At 63.8% G+C, this 26104-nt stretch carries 26 protein-coding genes; 14 read left to right on the top strand and 12 right to left on the bottom strand.

Features of this window, described 5'->3' with window-relative positions; all coding sequences use genetic code 11:
* Positions 1 to 102: 102 nt before the first annotated feature.
* Together U1707_RS03910 and zwf are read left to right on the top strand one after the other, a co-directional pair.
* On the top strand, positions 103 to 1710 hold the full coding sequence (locus U1707_RS03910) for a cation:proton antiporter (protein ID WP_332798765.1): 1608 nt from the start codon (positions 103 to 105) through the stop codon (positions 1708 to 1710).
* Between the two features lie 97 nt (positions 1711 to 1807).
* The gene (gene zwf / locus U1707_RS03905; RefSeq protein WP_332798764.1) at positions 1808 to 3307 is read left to right on the top strand and encodes a glucose-6-phosphate dehydrogenase; all 1500 of its coding nucleotides are present in this window, start codon (positions 1808 to 1810) and stop codon (positions 3305 to 3307) included.
* A 119-nt stretch (positions 3308 to 3426) separates the two neighbouring features.
* Here zwf and U1707_RS03900 read toward each other — a convergent pair whose 3' ends face one another.
* The 3 genes from U1707_RS03900 to U1707_RS03890 are packed head-to-tail and all read right to left on the bottom strand — an operon-like array spanning position 3427 to position 4390.
* Entirely contained in the window at positions 3427 to 3714 is a 288-nt protein-coding gene (locus U1707_RS03900; protein ID WP_131585933.1) for a hypothetical protein, read from the bottom strand.
* A gap of 27 nt (positions 3715 to 3741) precedes the next feature.
* Positions 3742 to 3972, bottom strand: coding sequence for a hypothetical protein (locus U1707_RS03895; RefSeq protein ID WP_332798763.1), 231 nt, complete (start codon positions 3970 to 3972; stop codon positions 3742 to 3744).
* A gap of 40 nt (positions 3973 to 4012) precedes the next feature.
* The gene (locus U1707_RS03890; RefSeq protein WP_332798762.1) at positions 4013 to 4390 is read right to left on the bottom strand and encodes a winged helix-turn-helix transcriptional regulator; all 378 of its coding nucleotides are present in this window, start codon (positions 4388 to 4390) and stop codon (positions 4013 to 4015) included.
* Between the two features lie 95 nt (positions 4391 to 4485).
* Between U1707_RS03890 and U1707_RS03885 the strand changes: the two genes are divergently transcribed.
* Complete coding sequence (locus tag U1707_RS03885; protein ID WP_332798761.1) at positions 4486 to 5547, top strand: SDR family oxidoreductase; 1062 nt, start codon at positions 4486 to 4488, stop codon at positions 5545 to 5547.
* A 148-nt stretch (positions 5548 to 5695) separates the two neighbouring features.
* On the opposite strand, the gene U1707_RS03880 is transcribed toward U1707_RS03885, so the two are convergent.
* Positions 5696 to 8080 (bottom strand): hypothetical protein, encoded by a 2385-nt coding sequence (locus tag U1707_RS03880; RefSeq protein ID WP_332798760.1) that lies wholly within the window; start codon positions 8078 to 8080, stop codon positions 5696 to 5698.
* Positions 8081 to 8284: 204 nt separating this feature from the next.
* On the opposite strand from U1707_RS03880, the gene U1707_RS03875 reads away from it, so the two are divergent.
* From U1707_RS03875 to U1707_RS03860, 4 genes are all read left to right on the top strand, one after another.
* A complete protein-coding gene (locus U1707_RS03875) occupies positions 8285 to 10222 on the top strand; it encodes a TadE/TadG family type IV pilus assembly protein (RefSeq protein WP_332798759.1) in 1938 nt (645 codons plus the stop codon).
* A gap of 2 nt (positions 10223 to 10224) precedes the next feature.
* The gene (locus U1707_RS03870) at positions 10225 to 10806 is read left to right on the top strand and encodes a TadE/TadG family type IV pilus assembly protein (protein ID WP_332798758.1); all 582 of its coding nucleotides are present in this window, start codon (positions 10225 to 10227) and stop codon (positions 10804 to 10806) included.
* A 47-nt stretch (positions 10807 to 10853) separates the two neighbouring features.
* Entirely contained in the window at positions 10854 to 11450 is a 597-nt protein-coding gene (locus U1707_RS03865) for a TadE/TadG family type IV pilus assembly protein (RefSeq protein WP_332798757.1), read from the top strand.
* Between the two features lie 98 nt (positions 11451 to 11548).
* Positions 11549 to 12826, top strand: a complete 1278-nt coding sequence (locus U1707_RS03860) for a Xaa-Pro dipeptidase (protein WP_443025642.1) — start codon at positions 11549 to 11551, stop codon at positions 12824 to 12826.
* 267 nt (positions 12827 to 13093) lie between these two features.
* On the opposite strand, the gene U1707_RS19000 is transcribed toward U1707_RS03860, so the two are convergent.
* Positions 13094 to 13591, bottom strand: coding sequence for an META domain-containing protein (locus U1707_RS19000; protein WP_443025654.1), 498 nt, complete (start codon positions 13589 to 13591; stop codon positions 13094 to 13096).
* Between the two features lie 489 nt (positions 13592 to 14080).
* Here U1707_RS19000 and U1707_RS03855 point away from each other — a divergent pair, with 489 nt between their 5' ends.
* The 5 genes from U1707_RS03855 (at position 14081) to U1707_RS03835 (ending at position 17002) form a co-directional block, all read left to right on the top strand.
* Positions 14081 to 15391 (top strand): LPXTG cell wall anchor domain-containing protein, encoded by a 1311-nt coding sequence (locus U1707_RS03855; RefSeq protein ID WP_332798756.1) that lies wholly within the window; start codon positions 14081 to 14083, stop codon positions 15389 to 15391.
* A gap of 111 nt (positions 15392 to 15502) precedes the next feature.
* Positions 15503 to 16018 (top strand): DUF2975 domain-containing protein, encoded by a 516-nt coding sequence (locus U1707_RS03850; protein WP_332798755.1) that lies wholly within the window; start codon positions 15503 to 15505, stop codon positions 16016 to 16018.
* Entirely contained in the window at positions 16018 to 16236 is a 219-nt protein-coding gene (locus U1707_RS03845) for a helix-turn-helix domain-containing protein (protein WP_332798754.1), read from the top strand. The genes U1707_RS03850 and U1707_RS03845 overlap by 1 nt, the downstream gene beginning before the upstream one ends.
* Positions 16233 to 16625: a hypothetical protein gene (locus tag U1707_RS03840; protein WP_332798753.1), complete on the top strand. Its 393-nt coding sequence runs from the start codon at positions 16233 to 16235 to the stop codon at positions 16623 to 16625. The genes U1707_RS03845 and U1707_RS03840 overlap by 4 nt, the downstream gene beginning before the upstream one ends.
* Positions 16577 to 17002 carry a hypothetical protein gene (locus tag U1707_RS03835; RefSeq protein WP_332798752.1) on the top strand — a complete coding sequence of 142 codons (426 nt, stop codon included), beginning with the start codon at positions 16577 to 16579 and terminating at the stop codon, positions 17000 to 17002. Before U1707_RS03840 ends, U1707_RS03835 begins: the two co-directional genes overlap by 49 nt.
* 530 nt (positions 17003 to 17532) lie before the next feature.
* Here the strand turns inward: U1707_RS03835 and rplL are convergent.
* From rplL to rplK, 5 genes are all read right to left on the bottom strand, one after another.
* Positions 17533 to 17907, bottom strand: a complete 375-nt coding sequence (gene rplL / locus U1707_RS03830) for a 50S ribosomal protein L7/L12 (protein ID WP_056047577.1) — start codon at positions 17905 to 17907, stop codon at positions 17533 to 17535.
* 64 nt (positions 17908 to 17971) lie between these two features.
* Positions 17972 to 18487, bottom strand: a complete 516-nt coding sequence (gene rplJ / locus U1707_RS03825) for a 50S ribosomal protein L10 (protein ID WP_332799052.1) — start codon at positions 18485 to 18487, stop codon at positions 17972 to 17974.
* Between the two features lie 277 nt (positions 18488 to 18764).
* Positions 18765 to 19121 (bottom strand): GFA family protein, encoded by a 357-nt coding sequence (locus U1707_RS03820; protein ID WP_332798751.1) that lies wholly within the window; start codon positions 19119 to 19121, stop codon positions 18765 to 18767.
* Between the two features lie 340 nt (positions 19122 to 19461).
* A complete protein-coding gene (rplA, locus tag U1707_RS03815; protein WP_131585904.1) occupies positions 19462 to 20154 on the bottom strand; it encodes a 50S ribosomal protein L1 in 693 nt (230 codons plus the stop codon).
* A gap of 1 nt (position 20155) precedes the next feature.
* Positions 20156 to 20587: a 50S ribosomal protein L11 gene (gene rplK, locus U1707_RS03810; protein WP_031392847.1), complete on the bottom strand. Its 432-nt coding sequence runs from the start codon at positions 20585 to 20587 to the stop codon at positions 20156 to 20158.
* A 416-nt stretch (positions 20588 to 21003) separates the two neighbouring features.
* Between rplK and U1707_RS03805 the strand changes: the two genes are divergently transcribed.
* Together U1707_RS03805 and U1707_RS03800 are read left to right on the top strand one after the other, a co-directional pair.
* The gene (locus U1707_RS03805; protein ID WP_332798750.1) at positions 21004 to 21960 is read left to right on the top strand and encodes a hypothetical protein; all 957 of its coding nucleotides are present in this window, start codon (positions 21004 to 21006) and stop codon (positions 21958 to 21960) included.
* A 209-nt stretch (positions 21961 to 22169) separates the two neighbouring features.
* Positions 22170 to 24404 carry a hypothetical protein gene (locus U1707_RS03800; protein WP_332798749.1) on the top strand — a complete coding sequence of 745 codons (2235 nt, stop codon included), beginning with the start codon at positions 22170 to 22172 and terminating at the stop codon, positions 24402 to 24404.
* Between the two features lie 492 nt (positions 24405 to 24896).
* On the opposite strand, the gene nusG is transcribed toward U1707_RS03800, so the two are convergent.
* Both nusG and secE read right to left on the bottom strand, forming a co-directional pair.
* A complete protein-coding gene (gene nusG / locus U1707_RS03795) occupies positions 24897 to 25433 on the bottom strand; it encodes a transcription termination/antitermination protein NusG (protein ID WP_055872668.1) in 537 nt (178 codons plus the stop codon).
* A 13-nt stretch (positions 25434 to 25446) separates the two neighbouring features.
* Positions 25447 to 25644, bottom strand: a complete 198-nt coding sequence (secE, locus tag U1707_RS03790) for a preprotein translocase subunit SecE (RefSeq protein WP_056047594.1) — start codon at positions 25642 to 25644, stop codon at positions 25447 to 25449.
* Positions 25645 to 26104: the final 460 nt, after the last annotated feature.

Genomic DNA, 26104 nt, shown 5'->3' with positions numbered 1-26104 from the left:
ACGGCATCGTGTCCCCCCCTTTCGCGGCGCCGTACGGTACGCTTCTAGCGTACCTCCTCCCTGAACCTAGGCCACTCCGTGCACCGCACGGGGTGGTTTTTTTTGGCCCACGTCATTGCGCATCACGTGGGCCCGTCTGGTCTCCCCGCCCGTTGCGTGCTCGTGCTGTTGTTCGAAAGCCTTGATGCAATTCTGCTCGCCGCGTTGGTCCTGCTGGTCCTCGCGCGCAAGCTGAACGTGCCCTATCCCACGTTGCTGGCGGCGGCGGGGCTGGGCTTCGCGGTGCTGCCGTTCGCGCCCAAGATCGCGGTCGAGCCGCATCTGGCGCTGGCACTGTTCATCGCGCCCGCATTGCTCCATGCCGCCTATCATACCAGCCCGCGCGCACTGCTGCGCTACTGGTTCCCCCTCTTGTCACTGGCGGTCTTTGCGGTGCTGGTCACGGCCTCGATGGTCGCATGGGTAGGTGTGACGCTGGGCGGCCTGCCGCTGGCCGCCGCGTTCGCGCTGGGCGCGATCGTTGCCCCGCCGGATGCCGCCGCGTCGGAAGCCGTGCTCGGCGAGGTCGGCATCCCCCGTCGCGGCCTGTTGTTGCTACAGGGCGAGAGCCTCCTCAACGACGCGACCGCGCTGCTGCTGTTCGGTCTGGCGGTGGCGTTTGCGACCTATTCCGACACGCCCACGACACCGCTCGCGCTCGCCGCCGCGGTGCCCGGAGGGATCGTGTTCGGCGCGATCACGGCATGGCTCTATCTGCGTGTCTCGCCGTTGTTCGCAGGCACATTGGGCGCGAGCCTCGCCGACTTTGCCGTCACGTTCGGGATCTGGTTGCTTGCCGAGCGGCTGCACCTCTCGCCGGTGCTAGGGGTCGTCACGTTCGGCATGATCGTGTCGCAGCGTCGCCCGATCGGGCAACCCGCGCGCGATCGATTGCAGGGCGCAGCGGTATGGTCGGCCGTCGTACTGGTCCTCAACATCATCGCGTTTGCGCTGATGGGGCTGCAGTCGCGCGACGTGCTGTCCGGTCTGCCTGCGGCCGAGCGCTGGCCGGCGATCGGGTTCGCCGCGGCCGTGCTTGCGACCGTCCTCGTCACGCGTGTGGTCTGGGTGTTCTTCGTGCGTTTCGTCGAGGGGGTGATCGCCGACCGCTTCGCGCCGTCGTGGTTGCCGACGCCACCACCGTGGAATGCGTCCGTGATCCTGTCCTGGTCGGGCATGCGCGGCCTGCTCACCCTGGCGACCGCGTTCGCCTTGCCGCGTTCGGTGCCGGGCCGCGACCTCATCGTGCTCGCCGCATTCGGCGTGGTGATCGGCACGTTGGTGTTGCAGGGGTTGACGCTCGGCCCGCTGATCCGCCGTCTCGCGATCGGCACGGATACCGGGCTTGCCGATGAGATCGCGCCTGCACGCAAGCGGTTGATCGATGCCGGCCTCTCGGTACTGCCGGCGCACGCGGGCGAGGCGGCGGAGGCGCTGCGCTTCCGTTACGGCGCGGCGGGCAAGGTCACCGCGGAGGCGGACGATCCACAGGCGATGTCCGAATTCGACGAACTCCACCTCGAGATGATCGCCCGCCAGCGCGTGGTGCTGCACAGGATGCGCGACAACGGCGAGGTCGCCGAGGACGTCTATCGCCGCCTGCAGGAGGAACTCGACTGGGCGGAGGTCGACGCGCGCGCCTTCAGCGACAATATTCTCACGGCGACCTGAACCCTGCGACCTGAGGTAAGGCGCGGGAACATCGGCCCCCGCTGCGCTGTTTCAGGGAACCACCGTAGAAAGGGTAACCCATGTCCGAGGCGTCATCGTGAGCAAGTCCGTCAAGCCCGCGCCGCCGACGACGCTCGTGATCTTCGGCGCCTTCGGTGACCTCACCCGCCGCCTGCTGATGCCGGCACTGATCAACATGACCCGGCTGGGGCTCGTGGGAGATGACTTTCACGTGCTCGGCGTCGGCATCGACGAGGGGAACGACCAGTCGCTCCGCGAGGCGCTCGGCAGTTTCGATGCAAAAGGCGGCGAGGGCGCCGGCGAGAAGGGTGACGCCTGGGCAAGGCTCAAGGACCGCGTCGGCTATCTCCAGGGCGACTTCACCAAGGACGACGTTTTCGAACAACTCAAGGCGCGCGTCAGCGGCAATGTCGCGTTCTATTTCGCAGTGCCGGCCAAGTTCTTCGGCGACATCGTCGACAAGCTCGCCGACCATGGCCTGATGACCGAAGCGCCCCAGGCGTTCCGCCGCATCGCGATCGAGAAGCCGTTCGGCCACGATCTCGCCTCCGCGCGCGATCTCAACGCCCGGATCCTCGCCAAGGTGTCGGAGGCGCAGGTCTACCGCATCGACCATTTCCTCGGCAAGGAAACCGTCCAGAACATCATGACCGCGCGGTTCGCGAACATGATGATCGAGCGCGTCTGGAATTCGGACAGCATCGCCCATGTCCAGATCACCGCGGCCGAAACCGTCGACGTCGGCACGCGCGGCAAGTTCTACGACGCGACCGGCGCGCTGCGCGACATGGTGCCCAACCACCTGTTCCAGCTGCTGGCGATGGTCGCAATGGAGCCGCCGGCAAGCTTCGATGCCGAGGCGATCCGCAACGAAAAGGGCAAGGTGCTCAAGGCCGTCCGCGTCTATTCGCCCAGCAAGGCGAAACGCAACGGCGTCCGCGGTGCCTACACCGCAGGCAAGGTAAAGGGCGTCGACGTCCCGGCCTACACCGCCAGCCCCGACGTCGCACCCGACAGCCGGACCGAGACCTATGTCGCGCTGAAGCTGATGGTCGACACCTGGCGCTGGGCGGGCGTGCCGTTCTACCTGCGCACCGGCAAGGCGATGACCTGCCGCGATACCGAGATCGCGATCACCTTCAAGCCGGTCCCGTTCGCGTCTTTCGCCGGTGCGCCGACCGACATGCTACCGCCCAACCGGCTGATCATCCAGATCCAGCCCGACGAGGGGCTGAGCATGGACATCAACATCAAGCGCCCCGGTCTCGAAGTCGCAACCGCACCGATCGCGCTCGATTTCCGCTATGCCGACGCGTTCGATATCGGCCACCTGACCGGCTACGAATCGCTGATCTACGACCTGTTCGTCGGCGATCAGACGCTGTTCCAGCGCGCCGACGCGATCGAGGCGGGGTGGGCCGCGGTACAGCCGTTCATTGATCTGTGGGCGACCGACAAGGAGATGCCGGAACCGTACGAGGCCGGCACGCTAGGGCCCGCTGCGGCGGATGCCCTCCTGGCGCACGACGACCACACCTGGCACGAACTCGCGCCGGCCGGGAAGACGGTCCCCTAATCTTCACCCCTCCCTGAAAGGGAGGGGCAGGGGGTGGGTAGGCCGCTTGGGAAGCAAGACGTCCGACAACTGGCCGACCCACCCCCAACCCCTCCCTTCCAGGGAGGGGAGCAGGCAGCTCAAACCCGCTCGGTAAGCTCGATCTCGCCCTCGACCTCCATCTCGTCCTCGTCGCCCATCTCGTCCATGTCGGGCATCGTGAAGTCGGCCTTCCAGTCGTACACCTTCTCGACGCCGCCCTGCACCCAGACGCGCACCGCGCCCTCGGTGATCTCGCCGCCCATCGCGCCGACGAAATCCGCGACCAGCGAGTCCGCCGCGTCCTCGTGATCGGTCGCACCAGGAATGGTGGCAGCCGTCATCTCTTCGTCGAGTTCGATGATCTGCGCCCAATATTGCTTTGCCATGTGTCGCTCCTCGAAAATGGATAGCCGTCAGCCGGCGGTAATAATGGGATGGTCCTCGCGCAGCCGGTCCGCCAGCCGCTCGACCGCGTCGACCTCGCTCGCGCTGCCCGACGGCGTCACCGCCCAGTTGCAATGCGCGTGCGTGGCGAGGCTATAGACCTTCACGTCGCCGACGATCAGCCGCCACCGCCGCCGGTCGCCGCTATTATGCCGGACGAGGTTGGTGACGAACAGGCTCTGGAGATCCGATGCGGTCATCCGCGCCCCATAGCTGTGCGCGCGATCACCGCAAACCGGCTTATCGACGCGAGGTGGGCTTGGCCTGCAACGCATCGAGCGCATCGGCATTCCGGCGGCCCCAGTCGTACAGCAGCTCGACCGGCTCGACGAACCGCGCGCCCAGCGGCGACAGCGCATAGTCGACCGCAGGCGGCACTGTCCCATGCACCTGCCGCACGACCAGTCCCGCGGCCTCCATCTCGCGCAACGTCTGCGTCAGCATCTTCTTCGAGATGCCAGGGATCGAGCGCAGCAGCACCCCGGTCCGCACCGGGCCGTCATGCCGCACGTGCAGCGTATGCAGGATCATGCTCGTCCACTTGGTCGCGAACAACTCCAGCGTCCGCCGCGGCGCGCAATCCTCGCGCCAGTCTTCTTCGGCCGATCCCGGCTGCATGTGGAAACCTTCCGGTGCCTATGTCCCCAAAGGGTGCCTTCTAGAAGCCGGTGCGTTCGGTGCCTAGCTGGTAGCGAGCAGATAGGGAGCTGAAGATGGCCAAGACGGCATTGGTAGTAGGTACGAGCGGGATCGTCGGTAGCGCGACCGCTGCGGCGTTGGTGAAGTCGGGCTGGACCGTCCACGGTCTCGCGCGGCGCCCGACCGAACAGGACGGCGTCCAGCCCGTCGCAGCGGACCTCCAGGATCCCGCCAGTCTCGAAAAGGCACTCACCGGCCTCAAGCCCGACGCGGTGTTTATCGCCACCTGGTCGCGGCAGGACAGCGAGGCGGAGAACATCCGCGTCAACGGCGGCATGGTCCGCAATTTGCTCGGCGCGCTATCGCCTGCGGGCAGCGTCGGCCATGTCGCACTTGTAACCGGCCTCAAGCATTACCTCGGACCGTTCGAGGCGTACGGCAAGGGCGCCCTCCCGCAGACCCCGTTCCGCGAGGAGCAGGGCCGGCTCGACATCGAGAATTTCTACTACGCGCAGGAAGACGCCGTGTTCGAGGCCGCGACACGTGACGGGTTCGGCTGGAGCGTCCATCGCCCGCACACGATCATCGGCAAGGCGGTCGGCAACGCGATGAACATGGGCACCACGCTTGCCGCCTATGCGACGCTGTGCCGCGAGACCGGCCGTCCGTTCCGCTTCCCCGGCTCGGCCGCGCAGTGGAACGGCCTGACCGACATGACCAGCGCCAGCCTGCTCGCCGATCACCTGATCTGGGCCGCGACCACGCCTGCGGCGCGCAACGAGGCGTTCAACGTCGTCAATGGCGACGTCTTTCGCTGGAGCTGGATGTGGGAGCGCATCGCCGCGTGGTTCGGTATCGAGGCGGCACCGTTCGACGGCACCGTCCTGACACTCGACGAGCAGATGAAGGACGATGCCGGCATCTGGCGCGAGATCGCCGCGCGCGAAGGCCTTGCCGAGGCCGACCTGTCGCGGCTCGCATCGCCGTGGCACACGGACGCCGATCTCGGCCGCCCGATCGAGGTGGTGACCGACATGGGCAAGAGCCGCCGGCTCGGCTTCAAGGAATACCAGCCGACCGACGACGCGTTCTACGACCTGTTCGCACAGCTGCGCACCGACCGGCTCATTCCGTAACGCCACGGTAATCCTCCCCCGCCAGGGGGAGGTGGCAGGCGCAGCCTGACGGAGGGGGAGGCAGGCGAAACATGTGTTCCGTGTCCGCCCCCTCCGTCACCTGCGGCGACACCTCCCCCTGGCGGGGGAGGATCGCAGGATGAAACCCCTAGCTCTTCACCGCCACCGTCGCCGCAACCGCCGGATCATCCCGCAATCGCAGGAACAGCGTCCCCCCGACCGGTTTCGGCACGGTAAGCATCCCTCCGGTAAACCCCTCCGGCACGCGCGCCGCATCGGCAAAGCCGGCATTCGCCGCTACCGAATCGAGTAGGAACAGGTCACTCCCCGACAGCGTGCACGTCTCCGCGCACGCCACGCCGGTCAGCCCCGGCACGCGGACCAGCGTCGTCAACGGGACCCAGTCCCCAGCGACGCCGCCCTGGACCAGTCGCCACTTGAGCGGCCCATGCGCCGAAACCCCCAGCGCCTTGCCCGGTTCGACCGTCACCACCGCGATCCGGTCGTCCTGCACGGTCAGGCCGCGCGCCGACGCCGCGCTGGTCGTCATCGCGCCGTCCGCCGTCGCGATCTCGACGCTGTCGCCGGCGGTGAACTTGGTCCCCTCGGCGCGCAACGAGAAGGTCAGCCGGGCGTCCTGCGCGATCGCCGTATCGCCCGCCAGCACGACCGGAAGCCCGGGCGCGGGGGGCGCAACGACGCTTTTCGCGATCAGCGTCGCCGTGGGCCGCGCCGCCGCGACGACGAACTTCACCGATCGCTTGCGCCCATCGGTCAGCGTGACGAGCGCCGTCTTCGCCTGACCCGCCGCAAACCCTGCCGCCTTGTCCGTGGTCAACGGCAGCAGATCGCCCTTGTCCGCACGCACGACCTCGCCCGGCTTGAAAGCGACCCCGTCGACCGTCATCCCCGCGACCAGATCCAGCCGGGTGCCCGCCAACGTCCCCGCCGCATCGCCCGCATATAGCGTCAAGTCGTCGATCCGCCCCGCCTCCGCCAATGCCGTCAGCGCGATCCTGTCGGGCGCCTCGACGCCATATTGCTTCACCAGCAGCGTCAGTTTCCCCGGCGCGGTCTTGGCCAGCGGCAGGGTCAGCCCGATCCGGTCGCCGGCGGTCGTCCACGCCAGCGGCACGTCGCCCGACGCACTGGTCAGCGTCACCGCCTCGACGCAGCTCGGCGTCGGTCCGGCGAGCGCCACCGGATTGTCGCGCCCGACCACCAGGTTCTCGGGGTCGGTATCGACCATCTGCCAGCCGCCCGCGCGTGGCACCTGCAAGCGAAACCGCGGCCCGTCGAACGGCGTAAAGCCCCAGCGCCCGTGCAGCGTCGCGTCGGTCACGCTGCTGAGCCCGGCGGTCCGCATCCCGACCTGATCGAGCACATAGCCGCCGCGCTCGGCATCGGCCTGCACGGGCAGTTCGGTCACGCCCCCCTGCGGCGTCGTCACCCGCAAGCTCATGTCGTGCGCGAACTTGGTCGCATAGATCAGCGGCGCACCCTCGACCGGCAGGACCAGGTCGGGCTTGGCCGCACAGACCAGCTGGTCGGCCTCCGCGCGGCGCAGCGTCGGCGTCTGCGGCGTGCTCGTCTCGATCACCGGCATTGCCACGACCATCACCGATTTCGGACTCGCGAACGATGGCGCGGCGTTCAGCAGCAACGCCATCTTGTCGTCGCGCAGCCGTGCCAGCGCCGGGATGTAGCGGAACTGCGTCGACTGGAATGCGCCGAAGATCTTCGCCAGATCGCGCACCACGCCGATATACGGGCTGTAATAGCCGAGCCCACCCGCCGGCGTCGCGCTGAGTTGCAACGCCAGGTCGGTCGGTGCCCCCACCAGCGTGTCCGCCAGCGTCGAGCTCTGGCCATCAGCCAGGACGAGCGAATCGCGACTCTGCGTCAGGCACGACGCCTGCAGATCGGCCGCCAAATCGAGGCATTCCGCCTTCAGCTTGATCGCCAGACTGCGCGACAGCAGCGGCGACACCGCCTCGATCCGTTCCGGCTGCGTCCGTTCCAGCGCATGGATACCGTCGAGAAACGCATCCAGCCGCGCCCGGTCGAGCGACGCTTGGTCGAGATCCTGCACCGCGCGCACGAACGCCCCCGGCTGCTTGCGGACTGCCGCGACGACGGTATCGAAACCACCGCTGTCGGGCACAAGGAACACCACCAACTGCCGCGCCCCGTCGGGCACCTTCAACGTCAGCGCGGCCTTCTTCGCCTTCCACGTCTCGGCCTTGAAGAACCAGGATTTCGGCGGCGGCTCGGTCGCCCCGCGCAGAAAACCGGCAACCAGCAGATACCGCTCGCCCTCGTCCTTCTTGCCCGTCGGCAGGTCCGCCGCGATCGTCACGCGGTCGCCGGTCGCCAATCGCGGCACGCGTGCGATCGGCAAGGTCGTGGCCCCACGCGTCACGCCGACACGCAAACTCGGCCCGGTCAGGTCGAACGGTGCCGGATCGGCATGCGCGGCAAGCGGCATTAGCACGGCCGCGATCAGGCATGATGGTAGGAATCGGAGCTTCATCGGGGCGATCTCGGATTGGCGACGGCAGGGTACGTACGGCCCGCGGTCTGCGCGCAAGCGATGTCGTTTTTGAGGCACGCCACGTTTTTCCCATTCCCTCCAAAGCCGTTCGCGCAAAAAGCAATGATAACGGCAATTTAAGCTTCCCATGCGATTAAACCAGAATGAGTGAAACCGGACCCGATCCGGTTTGAAGGGGGATGGATGCTACTAGGCAAGACACGAGCCGGCGGCCCGGGGGGGCCGCTAGGCCACGCATTTCGACGGTTGCGGACCGACCGCAAGGGATCGGCGATCGCGATGATGGCGGCCGGACTCATCCCCGCGATCGCTGCCCTGGGCTCGGCGATCGACGCGGGGCGCATCTACATCGTGAAATCGCAGTTGCAGACCGGTGTGGACGCCGCGGCGCTCGCCGGCGCGCGGGCGTTCTCGGTATCGGGCGCTGCGGCCAATTCGCGCGAGAATCAGGTGTCGGCGTATTTCAGCGGTAACTTTCCCGACACCTACATGGGCGTCACGAACCTGAAGGTCTCGCCCACATTCACCGTGGTCAAGGACATCAATACAACCACGGTCGTCGCTACCGCGACGCTGCCGATGTCGTTCATGCGGTTGTTCGGTTTCACCCAACAACCCGTCCGCGCCATCGCCAAGGCGGCGATCAACCCGCACCCGCTCGAAGTAATGATGGTGCTCGACAATACCGGCTCGCTGAAGGCCAATCTCCCGCGCGATTCGAACGGCGTCGTGAAGACGCGCATCACCGCATTGAAGGATGCCGCCAAGAGCTTCAACGAAATCCTGTTCCAGGGCAGCGACACCCGCAAGGATCTGGCGATGGGGTACGTCATGTACGACATCACCGTGAACGTCGGGAAACTGCTGACCGACTGGAAATCGTCGTCGGTGCGCCAGATGTTCGGGTTCAACGACGTCATCGCGACCAATTATGGCGGTACGTGGCCCGGCAACAGGCTCGGGTGGAAGGGGTGCGTGTTCGGCGACGACACGGTCAAGGACCTGAATTCGACGCTGACGTACCGCGAACCCAATGCGTGGGATATCGATCGCACGCTGCCGGGCGAGGGCGTGCATCCGCCCGTGAGCCCCTACTTCATTCCGCCGATGTACGTCCCGCAGATGTCTGGGAATGCCGTGGCGAACGGCGCCAGGTCGAACCCGTCGAGTGCCTATTACAGCGTCGCGAATGTCGAGCCGAACAACAATCTCTACAAGTTGCACCCTACTTATTACGACCAGATGCTGAACCTGGATTTCTACGGTAACCAGTTCGCCAACAATCCGTACCGCAAGGCCTTTTACGCCGCGTACATCACGCTGAACGACACTGCCGCCAGAATGGACGACGACGTGATCGTCCGTGCGGACAATGGCGGCTTCTACGATCCGGCGAGCAACCCTTGGAATTTCGCGACGCGCACCGGCGCGCAGTTCAGGGTCCGGTACGAGAAGATACCACAGTTCAACAACTGGAAAGACGCGACGGAATATACGGTCAACCCGCTCGGCGGCAGCGTCGACGACGGTTCGCGGAACAAGACCGAGTTTCCATCGCCGAACTGGCAATGTCCGGAGGCCGCGACGAAGGTCGATTACGGCCGGTCGCGCAGTTTCTACGACGACGTTATCGATCGCCAGAACGCGGCGATCTATCCGGCGAACGGGACGCTGCATCATGCCGGGCTGTTGTGGGGCTACCGGTTGCTGGTCCGCGATGACGTCTTCAAGCGGACTCCTCCGCGCGCGCAGGAGCAACCGAAGCGCGCACTGGTGTTCATGACCGACGGCGAGACTGCGCTGGCCACCGGCCAGAACGGGTATGAGGACCGGACGTGGACCTTCTACGGCAATTACGCGGACTCGCCGATATCGGCCAGCAGGGGCGGCCTGATAGGGCAGTCGGAGCGGCGTTTCGCCAAGACCTGCGCTGCGCTCCAGGCGGAGGACAACCCGCCCAAGGTGTATATCGTCGCGCTGACCACGACCGACACGAACACGCTCGCGATGTTTGAGCAGTGCGCGCCGGGTCATGTCTACCAGACGTCGGATACCGCGACGCTGAAGGCAGCCTTCGACGATATCGCTTCCGAACTCGTCGACCTCCACCTCGTCCAGTGAAGGTGCTGGCCAGGCTGCGCAGCGACCTGCGCGGCGTCACCATCGTCGAGTTCGCGATCATCCTGCCGGCAATGCTGTCGCTGATCTGCGGGGCGATCGAGTTCGGCCACATGCTGTTCGCGCGCGTCGTGCTGGAGGGGGCGGTGACCGAAGCCGCCCGCGCCGCCACCGCCACGCTCGAGACCAAGGAATCGGAGCGCGCCACGATCATGCGCGCAAGCATCGCCAAGTCGATGAGCGACTTCGGCACCGCGCCCGGCAAGTCGATCGATATCACCACGACCGTCTACCGCGATTTCAGCACCGCATTTCCCGAGACCTACACCGATGCGAACGGCAACAAACAATATGACAAGAATGAAGCCTATGTCGATCGCAACAAGAACGGCGTGTGGGACAATGCGACTCCCGTCGCGGGCGGCACGCTCGGCGGACCCGGCGACGTCGTCAGCTATACGGTGAAATTCCCGAAGCGCGTGTTGTTCGGGTTCATCGGCAGCGCGATCGGCTATGGCTCGGGTGTCATTCCGCTGTCGGCGTCGACGGTCGTCCGCAACGAAGCCGTCGTGACGAACCCGTCGTGAGGCTGCGCGCAAGACCTGCCTTTCGGCACGACCCGCGCGGTATCGCGATGCTGGAATTCGCCCTGATGCTGCCGTTGTTTCTCGGGTTCGTGCTGACCGCGATCGAGTTCGGCAACTACATCATGGCGAATAACCGCGTGCAGCGCCTCGCCGCGATGAGTGCGGATCTGGTCGCGCAGAGCGGTACTGGCGACATCGGTATCGGCGAGGGGCAGATATACGATCTGTTCAGCGCGCTCGACCTGACCGCGCGACCCTATAACCTGCGCAACGACGGGCGTATCGTCATCACCGGGGTGCGCGGTACCGACATCGACAATAACGGCACGACCGAGAACCGAATCCTGTGGCAACGCTTCGACGGGGGGTATGTGATCCCGCCGCGGGTGGGCTGCAACAAGACCGTCGCGACCGCGATCCTGCCCAAAGGTCGCAGATTGCCGCTGGGTGAGATCCTGTTCCACGTCCAGGTGAGCTACCGATACCGGCCGATCCTGACCGACGCTCCGTTTCGCATGCTGTCGCTGCCAGTCGATTTCACGCGCATGGGGATGTTCCGCGCGCGCAACAAGGATTTCCAGTCGCCGACCCCCGACAATCGATTTCCGCCCAAGGACAATTGCACGACCGCAAATGGCCTGTGAGCGCTTGGCCAGTGACTACTTGCCCAGTGACCGCGCATACCGCACACCCGGATCGGGATCGGGATCGGGATCGGGATCGGGATCGGGCAAGGACACACATGAAGACCGCACTGATGTACGCCGCTGCGCTGCTTTCGAGCACCGCCGTCACGGCAGCCGACGCGAAGACGGTCGTCGTGACCGCCGCGCACATGATCGACGTCCTTGCCGGCAAGCGCGTCGATAACCCGCAGGTAACGATCGTCGACGGCCGCATCACTGCGGTCGGCCGCAAGGGCGACGCGATCCCCGCCGGCGCCGAACGCGTCGATCTCGGCACGCGCACGCTGCTCCCCGGCCTGATCGACATGCACGTCCACCTGACGAGCGACCCGACGCTCAGCGGCTATCGCCAGCTCGAATTCACCGACAATTTCTGGACCGTCGTCGGCGTCGCGAATGCGCGGAAGACACTCGACGCGGGCTTCACCACCGTCCGCAACGTCGGTTCGGCGAACTACGACGACGTTGCCCTCAAGCAGGGAATCGAGCGTGGCTATGTTCCCGGCCCGCGCATCGTCCCCGCCACCTACGCGCTCGGCGCGACCGGCGGCCACTGCGACGCGACCGAATTTCCGCCGTCGATCCAGGTTCCGCATCCGCAGATCGCCAACACCCCGGACGAGTTCCGCGGTGCCGTGCGGACGATCCGCAAATATGGTGCCGAGGTGGTGAAGGTCTGCATGACCGGCGGCGTCCTGTCGAAGACCGACAGCGTCGGCGCACAGCAGATCAGCCTCCCCGAAATCAAGGCGATCGTCGAGGAGGCGCACATGCTGGGCATGAAGGTCGCGGTCCACGCGCACGGCGTCGACGGCATCAACGACGCGCTGCGAGCGGGCGTCGACACGATCGAGCACGCCAGTCTCGCCGACGCCGAATCGTTCCGCCTGGCCAAGGCGAGCGGCGCATGGTTCGACATGGACATCTACGACGACGACTACATCCTGGCCGAGGGTGCCAAGAACGGCGTGTTCGCCGAGAGCCTCGAAAAGGAGCGGGCGATCGGACTGAAGCAGCGTCAGACCTTCCGCGCCGCCCACGCGGCTGGGGTGAAGATGCTGTTCGGCACCGACGGCGGCGTCTACCCCAACGGCAACAACGCGCTGCAGTTCGCCAAGATGGTGGAATGGGGCATGACCCCGATCGAAGCGATCCAGGCAGCCACCTCCAACGCCGCGATCGCGCTCGGCCGAACCGCCGACGTCGGCGCGATCCAGCCCGGCCGCTTCGGCGACCTGATCGCGGTCGAAGGCGACCCGCTCGCCGACGTCCGCCAGTTGGAGCACCCCATTTTCGTCATGAAGGGCGGCGCGGTCGTCATCGCCGCGCGGTAAGTCACGCGGAGCGGAATAGCGTTTTTTCCCCCCGCGAAAGCGGGGCCTCAGGAACCACGCGGGCTACATTCGCAACTCTGAACTGCCGCCTTCGCGGCTCAAGCAATGCGTCAGACATCTGCATCACAAAAGCGCGCCAATTTTCGCAATTTTTTCGTCTAATGCAAAATTCGTGAGTTTCGCATCAGGAACGCGGAACGCTGGTAGCGATTGACCGGCAGGTAATGCAAAGAAAGAATGCGATAGCTGCTATTTGCAAGCAGGTGGCTACTGTGACTTTCGACAATCAAAGTTGTTTTGGTCTCCTGCTGCGCAGCTTGGTTTGATTTTAGAAGCTGGTGTTGCAGCCGGCATCAACTCCGCAGCGCTTCCATCTGTAAATGCGATCCGCAATCTTTCGCCTTGCAACGACCATCTACCCGCGCCTTGCATTTTTGCCCAGAACCTATCAGCGACATCGGTTGCGCGCTTGTCCAAACACCCGACGACGGTGACGATGGTAGCTCCAGTTTGATCACGTTTAAACGCGCCTTTCATGCCGGTAGGGTCGGCAGACCAAGCGAACTCGTTTCCGCCAACATCATTGCAAACCGATGTTCCCACGATCCCGTGATCGGATCGGAACCGAATAGTAGCGGCCTCGGGCTCGGTGTGCTTGACGTGCTCGCCATCGAGCTGGCGTAGGGACCATACTTTGCTGGTCACTCCAGCGCTCTGGACTGGCCGATCGATAGTCTCCGAAGCGACACACCCTGAGAGGAACATGAGCACTAGCAGCGCGTATCTCGCCATTAGGTTAATCCTTCTAAGCGTGGCACCGCCCTCAAAGAGCAACAGCTTCTGAGCTAAGTCAAACTTGGCTTCGCTGACGAATCTTGGCGTCAAATGACCCGCTGCGTTGATGCAAAACTTTTGGTTTTTTGCATCAGGTGCGACCGGTGGGCGGATAGCTTTCAGTCCGCTAGAAAAACCCGGCTCGCAATAGAGAACGGCATGTGCGGGACCGAGTGGAGCAACATCGCAATCCCTCGCCGCCAGGACCGCCCAACCACCCCGGCGAAGGCCGGGGTCCAAGTGGACAGGTCGCCGTGGAAGCCCGATCCTAATCCCGGTGACCAGACGTAACCCCCCGTAACAACTCCCAGCATTTCATCGCTGCCCAGACGCGTTTCGTCGCATAACGGGTTGCCGTCGCGGCAGGTTCAGCCTCCCCCGCGCACAACGCCGCGACGACCGCGCAGGGGATTTTCGACGATGACGACCGACCGCGGGGCCCTCGCTGCCCTGCTCGCCACCCTGGCCGTGATGAGCGCGACACCGACCGCCGCGCAGACCTCTCCGTCCGAGCAAACGCCGCAACCCGCCCCCGTCCGCGGCCTGGAAGCACTCGCGCCTCCCCAACAGACGCAGATCCCCGTCCCCGACGCGCCGAAGATCGTCCTCCCCTCGACCACACCGCGCACGACGACCCCGTCGACGCCCGCCCCGAAGGCCACCGCGAAAAGGCCGGCAACCAGCGACCGATCGGCAACCCGCGCGACCCCCGCGGAGTCCGCAACGCGCGCGCCCTCTTCTGCTGGCGACACGAACACGACCGCCGAGCCGCGCGCCTCGACGTCGTCGCCGACGGCGGCCGCGCCGGCGCCGGCAACGACGCCCGAACCTGTGCCCACACCAACCGCGCCACTCACGACGACCGACGCGGCACCGACCACCACGCCCGCACCGAAGGAGTCGACGCTGGCCGCACCCGAGACGGGAAGGGCGATGCCGCTATGGCTGTCGCTGGCGGTCATCGTCGTCGTCCTCGCCGGTCTCTGGTTCCTCCGCCGCCGCAAGCCCGCCGCCCGCTACGATCGCGCCGAGCCCGAGGTGATCGCCGAACCGACTCCCGACCCCGCCGAGCAACTCGTCACGCCGCAGCCCCCAGAACCTGTCGCCACGCCCGTCGCGATCCCGGTCGCAGTGCCTGTCGCGGCCCTCGCAGTTTCCGCGCCGACCGCGCCGAAATTTCTCGAGCCACGGGCCAAGACGCCGGCGCCGCCACCGTCGCCGCCAGCGGCACCTCGAGCGCGCGTCACCTGCGAACTTCGTCCGCTACGCGCCGGGCTCAACCTGTTGAGTGCCACGGTCGAATGCGAACTCGTCATCACCAACACCGGTAACGCCGCGGCCGAGGCGATCCGTACGGGGATCGTGTTGCTCACCGCCCATTCCGATCAGGACGCCGACCTCGTGCGGTTCAATGCGGCGCCCGTCGTCCGTCCCGCCGCGCCGCCGTTCGCGCTGGCACCGGGCGAGACACGCACCGTCCGCACGGTCACCGCCATCGCGCGCGAGGCGATCCATACGATGACTGCCGCCAACCGCCCGATGTTCGTCCCGGTCGTGGCGACCAATATCCTCTACACGACCGCCGGCGACGACGCGCAGACCGCCCGCGCGTGGGTCGTCGGGATCGAACGCGTCGACTCCGCCAAGCTCGCGCCGTTCTGGCTCGATGCACCGGCGAAGATGTTCACGATGGTCGCCGCGCGCCCCCACGCCGCGACCTTCGACCGGTAGGGTCCCCCGCGGCTTCCCCTGGGCTCACGTCCCCTGGGCTCACATCGCCGCCACCATTGACGTTTATCGAAAAACGATACATATCGTTTTTCGATAAACGGAGGGGTGGTTATGCAGGACCGGGTTCTCGTCGTCGCCAGCGGACTTTTGCGGTTCGCGAACTGGGCCAACTGGATATCGGCGGTCGGTTTCGTGCTGGCGATCGCCTTGTCGTTCGGCTTCGGCGACATGTTGGCTGCGCATCTGTCGGCGAAATATCACGGCCGCAACGTCGTCGAGACGATCGCGGTCATGCGTCTCATGGGGCTGCTCGGCATCGCGGCCGCCGTCGCGCTGCATCACTTGTTTACCCGGCTGCTGGCGATCGTCGCAAGCGTCCGCGCCGGCGACCCGTTCGTCATCGCCAATGCCGATCGTCTCCAGCGGATCGGCTGGGCTCTGCTCGTGCCGCAACTGCTGGATCTCGCCTTGGGCGGAATCGTTCTCACGCTCGACCGTCTCGGCGTCGATCACGCGACCTGGACGCCCGCCTTCACCGGCTGGATCGCCGTCGTGATGATGTTCGTGCTGGCCCGCGTGTTCCGCGTTGGCGCCGGCATGCGCGACGATCTGGCGATGACCGTCTGATGCCCGTCATCGTCACGCTGGACGACATGCTGGCCACGCGCCGCATGACGCTGACCGAGCTGTCGCAGGCCGTCGATATCACGATGGCGAACCTGTCGATCCTGAAGACCGGCAAGGCCAAGGCGATCCGCTTCTCGACGCTGGAGGCGATCTGCACCGTGCTCGACTGCCAGCCGGGCGACATCCTGAGTTTCACAGCAGAGGGGGAAACGGCATGACATTCTGGCAAGCGTTCAAGGCCACGTACAGCGGGAGCGTGGCGTTTCTCGTTGCCTGCCCGCTGCTCGCGCTGATCCCGGTAGTGTTCGAACTGATGCAGCACGCGGCCGAGGTGCATATCGGCATGTACGGCAGCATCGCCGCGGCGAAGGCGGTCGAGCATCATCCGCTGCGGATGGGGTTCGGGATGCTCAAGGTGGCGGCGTTGACGCTGCCCTTCTACTGGGTCACCCGATACCTGCCACACCGAGACGCGCGTTTTGCCCGTATGCGGGACTCTGTGGCGACCCGACGTTTTGCGATGTTTTTGCGTTCAACGTTGCCCTGGCAGCGGTTCAGTTGTTCGGCCTTCCGCAGTCGGGCGCGGTCCTCGCGGTCAGTTTCGTAGTCAGCACGATCATTGGCAACCTGTTGCTGGCCTGGGGCGTCGCCGCGTCGCTCGGCAATCCAGCGATTGGGCCTAGCGAGTCGATCGCGGTCATGGCGCGACACGTACCGTGGACGTTTGCATTCACACTCGTTGTCATCCTGCCGCTGATGATCCCGCATTACGGGTTCGCAGCGCTTGGACTGGTCGGCCCCAAGATTCTGCTGTGGCCGGTTCTGGTCGTCGACTCGCTGCTTGTCGGGTGGCTGACCGCGGTCATGGCCGCTGGCGGTTATTACGCTGCGATGCGAGCTACAACGAGGGTGGGGGTGGATCTGATGCCGCGTGGCGCGGTGCGAGGTGGTCGGTCGGAAGCGGTGTTCGGGACGGCCATCTGACCCATCCCTCCGTCATGCCGGAATCCTTCCGGCATCCACTGATGGGTTCTGCAACGTTCGTTGCGGTGAAGACCGGACTGACGGGGAAGGGCTGACCCTGCACCCGCGCGATCTCGATGCAACGGTGGAGCAGGCGGCCGTCGCGGCGAGGTTCGAAACCCGGACGGCCTGACCGGCCTGCCGCACCACCACTGGCTCACGCCACCTCGGCTCAGGCTACCTTGGCTCACGCCACTACCACCAGCTTACGCCACCACCCCGGCGAAGGCCGGGGCCCAGTTGGGAAGGCCATCGTGATCGTGAACTGAGCGGAGTCAGCGCGGTCGCCCGCCAAGGCCTCGGTCTGTACCCGAGTGGAAAGGCCGCCATATCGGTAAGACACAAAAAAAGGGCGACCCCATCGCTGGGGCCGCCCTTTTTCCAAGCTGCGGCCAGCAGGGGCAAAGCCCCTGCTTCGTCGGTCGGTGCAGGCACCGCCGGCCGGCCTTGCGGGAGTGCGGACCAGGATGGTCCGTCTCTCCCGCTGCGGCTTACTTGACCTCGACGGTCGCGCCAGCTGCTTCGAGCTGAGCCTTGATCTTGGCGGCTTCGTCCTTCGACACGCCTTCCTTGACGGCCTTGGGAGCCGACTCGACCAGCGTCTTGGCTTCGGTCAGGCCGAGCGCGGTGATCGCACGGACTTCCTTGATGACGTTGATCTTCTTGCCACCGTCGCCGGTCAGGATGACGTCGAATTCGGTCTGCTCTTCTGCTGCAGGAGCAGCGGCGCCGCCGCCTGCTGCCGGTGCTGCGACCGCTGCTGCGGCCGAAACGCCCCACTTCTCTTCGAGCAGCTTCGAAAGCTCAGCTGCTTCGAGAACGGTCAGTTCGCTCAGGCTCTCAACGAGCGCGTTCAGGTCTGCCATGATAAATCTCCATCTCGGGGCTCATGCCCCATCAGTTCAAAAAAGTAACGAAAGGCCTGCAAGATCAGGCGGCTTCCTTCTCCGCGTAGGCGGAAAGCACGCGCGCGAGCTGCGCTGCCGGAGCCTGCGTGATCGTTGCCAGCTTCGTGGCAGGTGCCACGATGAGGCCAACGATCTTGGCACGCAGTTCATCCAGCGAGGGCAGCGTTGCGAGCGCCTTCACGCCTTCGACGTCGAGGGTCGTCGCGCCCATCGCCCCACCCACGATTTCGAACTTGTCGTTCGTCTTCGCGAATTCCACGACCACCTTGGCGGCCGCGACGGGATCGATGGAACTGGCCAGACCGACCGGACCCGTGAGCATGTCGCCCAGCGAGCTGTAGTCGGTGCCGTCCATTGCGATCTTGGCAAGCTTGTTCTTCGAGACCTTGTAGGTCGCGCCGGCGTCGCGCATCTTGTTCCGCAGCACAGTGGACTGTGCGACGGTCAGGCCGAGGTTGCGCGTCACAACGACGACGCCGACCTCGGAAAAGGTGCGGTTCAGCTCGGCTACGGCCGCGGTCTTTTGATCACGATCCATGCCATTCTCCACGTTTTGTCGGGTAGTCCGCCGAAACGAACGACCCGGTTACTACCGGAGGCGCAGACAAGCCCGCGCTCCCGGGTGTCTCGTCGATGGGGCATGGGAGAGGGCAGGCGCGCATGGCGCTCCGCAAAATCTCATTCCCCGTCTAGGTGGGAGATTAAGCACCGGCAAACCCGCTGCACCCACTGTCTCGGACGGAGTTCGACGAGCAAGCCCGCCGAACGAGCGCTGCCCTTAGCGGAATTGACGGCGGAGTCAATCGCCGAGCGGGTCAGGCGTCCAGGTAGAGCCCGGTATCCGCGCCATCGAGCCGGCGTATGCGTGTCACCGCTAGAATTTCGAGTGGCATCAGGCGTGCGTTGACCCCGATCCGGTCGATCGCAGGGTCGACCTTCGTCCGGTGCGTCACGCACCCGCATTCGCCGCACCGATGGAAGCGCAACGTCTTGGCACCCCAGCTGTAGATGGCGGTCGGGACAGATGCCGCGACGCGAACGTCGCTCAATTGGTAATACGCCCACAGTACGCCGTAACGGCGACAGATCGAGCAGTTGCAGTCGGCGACCCATTGGGGCGGAAGGTCGACGGTCAGCGTTACCGCGCCACAATGGCAGGAAGCTTCGATCATGCGCCGGCAGATGGCCCATATCGGCGAGCCATTCACGTGTTTTCCCAAAACCCCGTCATCCTGACGAAAGTCAGGATCCAGAGCCATAGGGATAGACGCCCGTAACCCTGGATCCTGACTTTCGTCAGGATGACGGGACCGGGGGTAGGGCGACGATCTTCATCGAACGATCAATCTATCCCGGACGCAAAAAAGGCCGGGATCGCTCCCGGCCCTTCTCTGTCTCTTAGCGGCAGGACGGAGTATATCCCGTCCCCGTCTCTGGCATCGTCGGTCGCAGTTGCCCGCGCCGGCCGCGCTTTCGCCGTCTCGGGATTAGCTCGCGCTAACCCCGTGCGGCTCAGGCGCCAGCAACCTCGGCCGTATCGACCTTGATGCCCGCACCCATGGTCGACGAGATCGCGACCTTCTGGACGTACTTGCCCTTGGCGCCCGACGGCTTGGCCTTGACCACCGCGTCGACCAGCGCGTCGAAGTTCGCGCGCAGGTCTTCCGCCGGGAACGACGCCTTGCCGATGCCCGAGTGGATGATGCCGGCCTTCTCGACGCGGTATTCGATCTGGCCGCCCTTGGCTGCCTGAACCGCTGCTGCGACGTTCATCGTCACCGTGCCCAGCTTCGGGTTCGGCATCAGGCCCTTCGGACCCAGCACCTTGCCGAGGCGACCGACGATGCCCATCATGTCCGGGGTCGCGATGCAGCGATCGAAATCGATCGTGCCACCCTGGATGATTTCCATCAGGTCTTCGGCGCCGACGACGTCCGCGCCTGCTGCGAGAGCCTCTTCAGCCTTCGCGCCGCGGGCGAACACGCCGACGCGGACGGTCTTGCCGGTGCCCTTGGGCAGCGTCACCACGCCGCGGACCATCTGGTCTGCGTGACGCGGATCGACGCCCAGGTTCAGCGCGACTTCGATCGTCTCGTCGAACTTCGACGTGGCGCCCGACCGTGCGAGACCGATGGCCTCGTCAATGCCGTGCAGCTTGACGAGGTCGACCGTGATGGCCTTCTGCTTCTTGCTCAATGCCATGATATCAGCCCTCCACCACTTCGAGGCCCATTGCGCGGGCGCTGCCTTCGATGATCTTCGTCGCAGCGTCGATATCGTTGGCGTTCAGGTCCTTCATCTTCGTCGTGGCGATCTCGCTCAGCTGGCTGCGCTTGATCTTGCCGGCGACGACCTTGCCCGGCTCCTTCGAACCCGACTTGAGACCAGCGGCCTCCTTGATCAGGTACGAGGCAGGCGGCGTCTTCGTCTCGAACGAGAACGAGCGATCCGCATAGACCGTGATGACGGTCGGGATCGGCATGCCCTTCTTCAGTTCGCTCGTGCCGGCGTTGAACGCCTTGCAGAACTCCATGATGTTCACGCCGCGCTGACCCAGCGCAGGTCCGATCGGCGGCGCGGGCTTTGCCTCGCCTGCAGGCACCTGCAGCTTGATGTATCCGGTAATCTTTTTAGCCATGTCACTCTCTTATATTGGGCTTTGAGCGCAACAGCGCCTCGCCCGGTGAGCCTAGCGGTGATGGCGGCTACCTCTCGGCAACCTCCCGCAAAATTCCATCAGTGAAGGTGGAAGCCGGCGCGCATACCCCAAAACCCGCAAAGCGGCAACACCCCGCTACCCCCTTCTTCTCCGCGCCCTTCTCCTCCGCGTCTCCGCGCCTCCGCGCGAACCCCGAATCTGCCTTTCTTCTCACTGGTCTTCGCGCCCTCGCGCCTTAGCATGAACTAATCCTGCCAAAGACAGCGCTCCCCTATGCTACCGCGAAGGCGGGAGCCCAGTCTGGATCCCTGCCCTCGCGGGGAAACATTCTTGGCCCCGCCGCACCCAGCACAAGCCCCCTTGCAATGTAGGATATCGAGGCAGACCCGCTAACGATGCCGCGCCCCTTCAAACCCGACCACTTCACCCGCCGCCAGGCCGCGCAGAACGCTGCGTTCCTCGCCAATCTCCGCCGCACCGGCAACGCCCGCGAAGCCGCCCGCGCGCTCGGCTATAACCGCTCCACCTTCACGAAGCGCCGCGCCGCCCACCCCGCCTTCGCCGCCAAATGGGACGCCGCGCTTGTCCTGGCCAACGCGGCCCTAAAACTCCCCTCCCGCTTGGCGGAGGGGGCGGGGGAGGGGCGTACCACGAACGCCGCCGTCTCGACCGCATCCCCCACCACGACGAGAACCGCCAACGGCCGCCTCCAGCTCCGCCGCCCGCCCGCCAACCGCCTGGGTCACGCCGCCGAGCAAGCCTTCCTCACCGCGCTCTCCGCCACCGCCAACATCCGCCTCTCGGCCGCCGCCGCCGGTTTCAGCCACTCCGCCTTCTACGCCCGCCGCAAAGCCAGCCCCGCCTTCGCCCGCGAGATGCGCCTCGCGCTCGCAGCCGGCTACGAGTCCGTCGAGTCCGCGCTGCTCGCCGGCTCGCTATCTGGCTCGCACGACCACGGCGACTGGCGCCACAACGATCCCCCACCGATCCCGCCGATGACTGCGAACCAGGCGTTGCAACTCCTCCACCTGCACAACCGGACGGTCCACCTCCAGGAAGAACCGCCGCACATCAAACGCCGCCGCGGTGAATCGAGCGAAGCGCACAGCTACCGCCTGTCGGCAATGTACGAAGCCCGCCAAGCCCGCGCCCGCGAAGCCTTCGACATCGCCGAAGCCGCCCGCAACGAACGCGGCGAACCGACGCTGACGAATCCGTATCCGGCGCCGAAGGCGGTAATCCTGCCGGCGCTCGATCAGGTAACCGGCTGGAGCAAGGCCGACCCGACGAAGGTGCCGCACGATCCCGATGTTGCGCTGTTCGGTGGGTGGCGACTGAAAGACTGGAAGTAACGGAGTCAATTTTAAGGGGGGCGGATTGTCCGCTCTTGGACACAAAAGCGGCGTAAGTAGCCGCTCATTCAGAATTTGTTGGCAGACAGCTATTCTAATTGGCAGAGCAGATCAAAACGATTCGTCAATGGGAGTAAGTGATGCCGATATCTCGAGGGCGAAAGTTAAAAAAGCAGGTCCCGTCAGAGTCCCGAGGTGATCCGAACAGGATGAGCTTCGAAAAATTAAATTTCGGCATAGGCGATCGCCATGAAGATTTTAAGCAGGCTCTCCTTAAATCGGCTCGCGACGATGTTGATAAGTATCCAGCTTTAATCAGTAGATTATTCGATGTGTTTAAAGAGCGGATGCCGGAAAGCGTGCTATCGACATTCGCATTCTACGGTACGCGAGCGGCGATCAACGCGAAGGGCGAAACCCGCAGCTTTGCCAAAGGTATTGAGCAGCATCACATCGAGCTACTACAAGGCATAGCTCTCACTTTGCCAGTCGCTGACTGGGGCGAAGATCCCTTCACGGCAGAAGCCATACAAACCGTGTTCGATATTCTGCCGCAGATATCCGATACGATTTTCAAACGCCGACTGATTGATGAAGCGGACGAGGTGGATGACGGCCGCAAGGCGCTTATAGCGCTTCAGGAGAAGATCAGGCTGCACACACAAGCGGTCAGAAATTGGGGATATTTTAGCGAGGTCAAACTGATTTGCCGCGAGTTGTACGCGGCACTGGACGCTAAACTGGAAGCGGCAGCGGGGTACACGTTTAGTGATATTCTCGATGTGTCTGAAACCGTTCTTACAACAATCGAACAGCGCGGTAATGAACACATGGGTGCGTTGAGGCGGGTTGTGCGTGCTCGCGATGTCCAGGCCCTAGTAGAAGCCTATTTCCGTGAGTTCCCTGATTTGATCGGATCTCCCGAGAAACTGCTCAATGTGATACCAGAAGGAATGCCACGCAAAAGCGTTGCAGCATTCCTGATGTCGCATGCGGACTTGCGGCATTCCAACGATATGTCCGTCACGGCTTCTGAAATCGCCGCAGCGACTGGTAAAGAGGAAGAGCGCGTCAACCGCATTTTAGGTATGCTTTCGATCCAGCCAGGTGAGCTCGCTGACCAGAAAATTGAACACATGTTTCTTTCCAATCCGGTCTGGGCAAGGCCTGGAGTCCATGTTCACGATAAATATATGTTCGTCGTGCCACAGGCGATCTTCAGCCATATCAACGAGATTATGTGGCGCTTTGCCAGATCGGCGAAGATTGAAAGTGACTTGTCGGATCGTCGCGCGGCCTATCTTGAAGATAAAACGGAATTCTTAATCCGGTCGGTACTTCCTACAGCGAGAATTACAAAAAATGCTAAATGGATGGTAGGCGCTCAACAATTTGAAACCGATATCATCGCGACCGTCGATAAAACGGTGTTTCTTGCTGAAGCCAAATCTCATCGATTGACGCCTGAGGGGCTACGTGGCGCGCCCGACCGTCTCAAACGTCATTTGAACGAAATGGTAGTTGCACCGTCCATTCAATCCGCTCGACTGGCCGAGCACATCGTCGCTGCTCGGGCGGGCAATATCGAAAGCCTCAAGATCACGCAGTCTCTCGGACTAGATGCAGAAAACGTCGATCAGATAATCCGAATATCGCTGACTCTTGATGATCTATCTATTCTCAGTTCCTCGGAAGAAGATATGGCGAAGGCCGGACTTATTCCGGAGGGTCATACGCTAGCTCCGGTATTACATATTGCTGATCTTGGCTGCATCGCAAATATTATTGATGAAGAGATCCCATTTCTCCATTATTTTTCCGAGCGATTTCATTTTCAAAAACATTTTGACGTTTTTGGTGACGAGTTGGATTTCCTTGGCGTTTATCTGTCAACAGGCTTCAATCTTGGGCCGAGTCAAAAAAACTCCTATCGTCTAATGGTGTCTGGAATGTCTGGCGTGATCGATCGGTATTATACCGCCCGCGACGCCGGAATAGAGATAAAGAAACCCACGGCGACGATCCATCGAACTTACAAAGGGATCATCGATAAACTGGCCCGGACGAAGCCCGCCGGATGGACCACTATGGGTATTTTCATTCTCAGCTCTGCAAGCCCTGAGGAGCAACCAACCGTCGAGCGCGGTCTGAATAGACTAAGGAAATCGGTCACGCGCAAGAGCGCTAGGCCGGGCCATGAATGCTTCATCGAGATCGTGCCGCCGCTCAATCGCAAAGCGACGGTCGGGTTTTATGTTTATGAGGGTAAAAACACAAATTTGCGGCGCGAGCATATGGAGCATTTCGCGGCTGAAGCGCTGGAGCGGGACGATGCCGCAAGCTGCGTTCTGTTCGCCAGAAATACCGACAATTGGTCTTCGCCGTATGATGCAGCTTTGCTCGTACAGCGGCGCGAGAAAGTTAGAGCGGAACTGAAAAGCTGAAAGCAGACCCATTCTAGCCCTCTAACAGCATCTGAACCAATGGCCGGTTCCGAATAGGGCTGAATCCGGCGTGAACTTCGGTTGTTGGGCGCTCTGTTGAAGTCGCTTGCTTCGCTCACAGTTTCATAGAGCCAAGGCCGGATGCACGCGGTGCGGTGATCGCGAGATAGCGCAGTTTCGGCGCGCGGCTCTACAAGCTGGGCGTTCCCAAACCTAAGAGCATTTCGTTGGGCGGATCGTCCGTCTCTTCACGCCATCCTGACGAAAGTCAGGATCCAGAGGCAAGCCGGTCAGCGTTCCGTAATTCTGGATCCTGACTTTCGTCAGGATGGCGGAGGGGGAGGCTCTGGTGGGAAACGTGCCCGCCTAAAACGCGACGCGGGAGTAAATCCCGCGTCGTCGGCCGGGCCTTTGGCCCGCCGGCCGGTCGAGGCCGTCTCGCGATTAGCTGACCGCTAATCGCGTGCGGCCGCAAGCGCGCCGCTTTGCGGCTTACTTGCTTCTTTCGACCTGCTCGAATTCCAACTCGACAGGCGTCGCACGCCCGAAGATCGACACCGAAACCTTGACGCGGCTGCGGTCGAAGTCGAGTTCTTCCACAAGCCCGTTGAAGGTCGCGAACGGGCCGTCAAGGACCTTGACCTGATCGCCGATCTCGTAGTCGACCTTGACCTTCTGCTTGGGCGCAGCGGCGGCTTCTTCCTTGCTGTTCAGCATCCGCGTGGCTTCCGCCTCGCTGATCGCCTGCGGCTTGCCCATGCTGCCGAGGAAGCCAGTGACCTTCGGCGTGTTCTTCACCAGGTGATACACGTCGTCGTTCATGTTCAGCTTGGCGAGAACGTAGCCCGGCATGAACTTGCGCTCGACCGCGATCTTCTTGCCGCGACGGGCTTCGGTGGTGGTTTCGGTCGGGACTTCGATCTGCTCGACGAGCTGTTCGAGACCCATGCGGGTCGCCTCGGCCATGATCGAGTCGCGGACCTTGCCCTCGAAGCCCGAATAGGCGTGAATGATGTACCAGCGCGCCATGACGGAACCTTGCTTACTGAGCGAGTTTGAGGAGGGCGGAGACGATCGCTTGCAGGATCGAGTCGACGCCCAGGAAGAACAGCGCGAGGATCGTCGTCATGATCACCACCATCACGCCGGTCATGACCGTCTCGCGACGCGTCGGCCACGTGACCTTCGCGGTCTCGTTGCGGACCTGCTGGATGAATTCGAGGGGGGACGTCTTCGCCACGATGTTCTTCGAACCCGCTGATTGAGAAACTGAGATGCGAGGCATAGACCCACTAGCCGCTCCCTGGGAAGGGCAGCGGCGGCAGGTCCGTCCTCGCTGTCGGAAGCGCGGCAGATAGCTTCCACCCGTCGTGAAAGCAAGTGCGCGGCAGGAGAGGGGCGGGGCGACGGTTCTGTAGGCCGCGGCATTGTGCTCGTGGAGAGGTAGCGGGGGAGAGCGCTTGGGTCGCTCGATCCCCCGCACGATCGTCTTGCCGGTGCCGGCTTGACCGGCTGCTCCGCTCCCACGGTGTTTGTTATCGTTCGGCGCGACGACGGCAGCTGAGGTGTATGCCGAACGCGGACCAAAAAAAAGGCCGGTCTGAGACCGGCCATGAAAGTTTTTAGGAGAGGATGCCTGAAAGGCCCGATCTTTGTGCATCGCAGCAGAGAAAATCGCAATTGCGAAATTTGCATTATGA

The organism is Sphingomonas sandaracina (assembly GCF_036663695.1).
In the GTDB taxonomy this organism is placed as follows: domain Bacteria; phylum Pseudomonadota; class Alphaproteobacteria; order Sphingomonadales; family Sphingomonadaceae; genus Sphingomonas.
Note: the sequence above shows the minus strand (reverse complement) of the source record. Positions and strands in the feature narration are given on the sequence as shown.

Coding starts and splice junctions, on each gene's coding strand:
- U1707_RS03900 (WP_131585933.1), bottom strand. CDS start 3,714: ATGGCAAAGCAATATTGGGCGCAGATCATCGAACTCGACGAAGAGATG.
- U1707_RS03895 (WP_332798763.1), bottom strand. CDS start 3,972: ATGACCGCATCGGATCTCCAGAGCCTGTTCGTCACCAACCTCGTCCGG.
- U1707_RS03890 (WP_332798762.1), bottom strand. CDS start 4,390: ATGCAGCCGGGATCGGCCGAAGAAGACTGGCGCGAGGATTGCGCGCCG.
- U1707_RS03885 (WP_332798761.1), top strand. CDS start 4,486: ATGGCCAAGACGGCATTGGTAGTAGGTACGAGCGGGATCGTCGGTAGC.
- U1707_RS03880 (WP_332798760.1), bottom strand. CDS start 8,080: ATGAAGCTCCGATTCCTACCATCATGCCTGATCGCGGCCGTGCTAATG.
- U1707_RS03875 (WP_332798759.1), top strand. CDS start 8,285: ATGCTACTAGGCAAGACACGAGCCGGCGGCCCGGGGGGGCCGCTAGGC.
- U1707_RS03865 (WP_332798757.1), top strand. CDS start 10,854: ATGCTGGAATTCGCCCTGATGCTGCCGTTGTTTCTCGGGTTCGTGCTG.
- U1707_RS03860 (WP_443025642.1), top strand. CDS start 11,549: ATGAAGACCGCACTGATGTACGCCGCTGCGCTGCTTTCGAGCACCGCC.
- U1707_RS19000 (WP_443025654.1), bottom strand. CDS start 13,591: ATGTTCCTCTCAGGGTGTGTCGCTTCGGAGACTATCGATCGGCCAGTC.
- U1707_RS03855 (WP_332798756.1), top strand. CDS start 14,081: ATGACGACCGACCGCGGGGCCCTCGCTGCCCTGCTCGCCACCCTGGCC.
- U1707_RS03850 (WP_332798755.1), top strand. CDS start 15,503: ATGCAGGACCGGGTTCTCGTCGTCGCCAGCGGACTTTTGCGGTTCGCG.
- U1707_RS03845 (WP_332798754.1), top strand. CDS start 16,018: ATGCCCGTCATCGTCACGCTGGACGACATGCTGGCCACGCGCCGCATG.
- U1707_RS03840 (WP_332798753.1), top strand. CDS start 16,233: ATGACATTCTGGCAAGCGTTCAAGGCCACGTACAGCGGGAGCGTGGCG.
- rplL (WP_056047577.1), bottom strand. CDS start 17,907: ATGGCAGACCTGAACGCGCTCGTTGAGAGCCTGAGCGAACTGACCGTT.
- rplJ (WP_332799052.1), bottom strand. CDS start 18,487: ATGGATCGTGATCAAAAGACCGCGGCCGTAGCCGAGCTGAACCGCACC.
- U1707_RS03820 (WP_332798751.1), bottom strand. CDS start 19,121: ATGATCGAAGCTTCCTGCCATTGTGGCGCGGTAACGCTGACCGTCGAC.
- rplK (WP_031392847.1), bottom strand. CDS start 20,587: ATGGCTAAAAAGATTACCGGATACATCAAGCTGCAGGTGCCTGCAGGC.
- U1707_RS03805 (WP_332798750.1), top strand. CDS start 21,004: ATGCCGCGCCCCTTCAAACCCGACCACTTCACCCGCCGCCAGGCCGCG.
- U1707_RS03800 (WP_332798749.1), top strand. CDS start 22,170: ATGAGCTTCGAAAAATTAAATTTCGGCATAGGCGATCGCCATGAAGAT.
- nusG (WP_055872668.1), bottom strand. CDS start 25,433: ATGGCGCGCTGGTACATCATTCACGCCTATTCGGGCTTCGAGGGCAAG.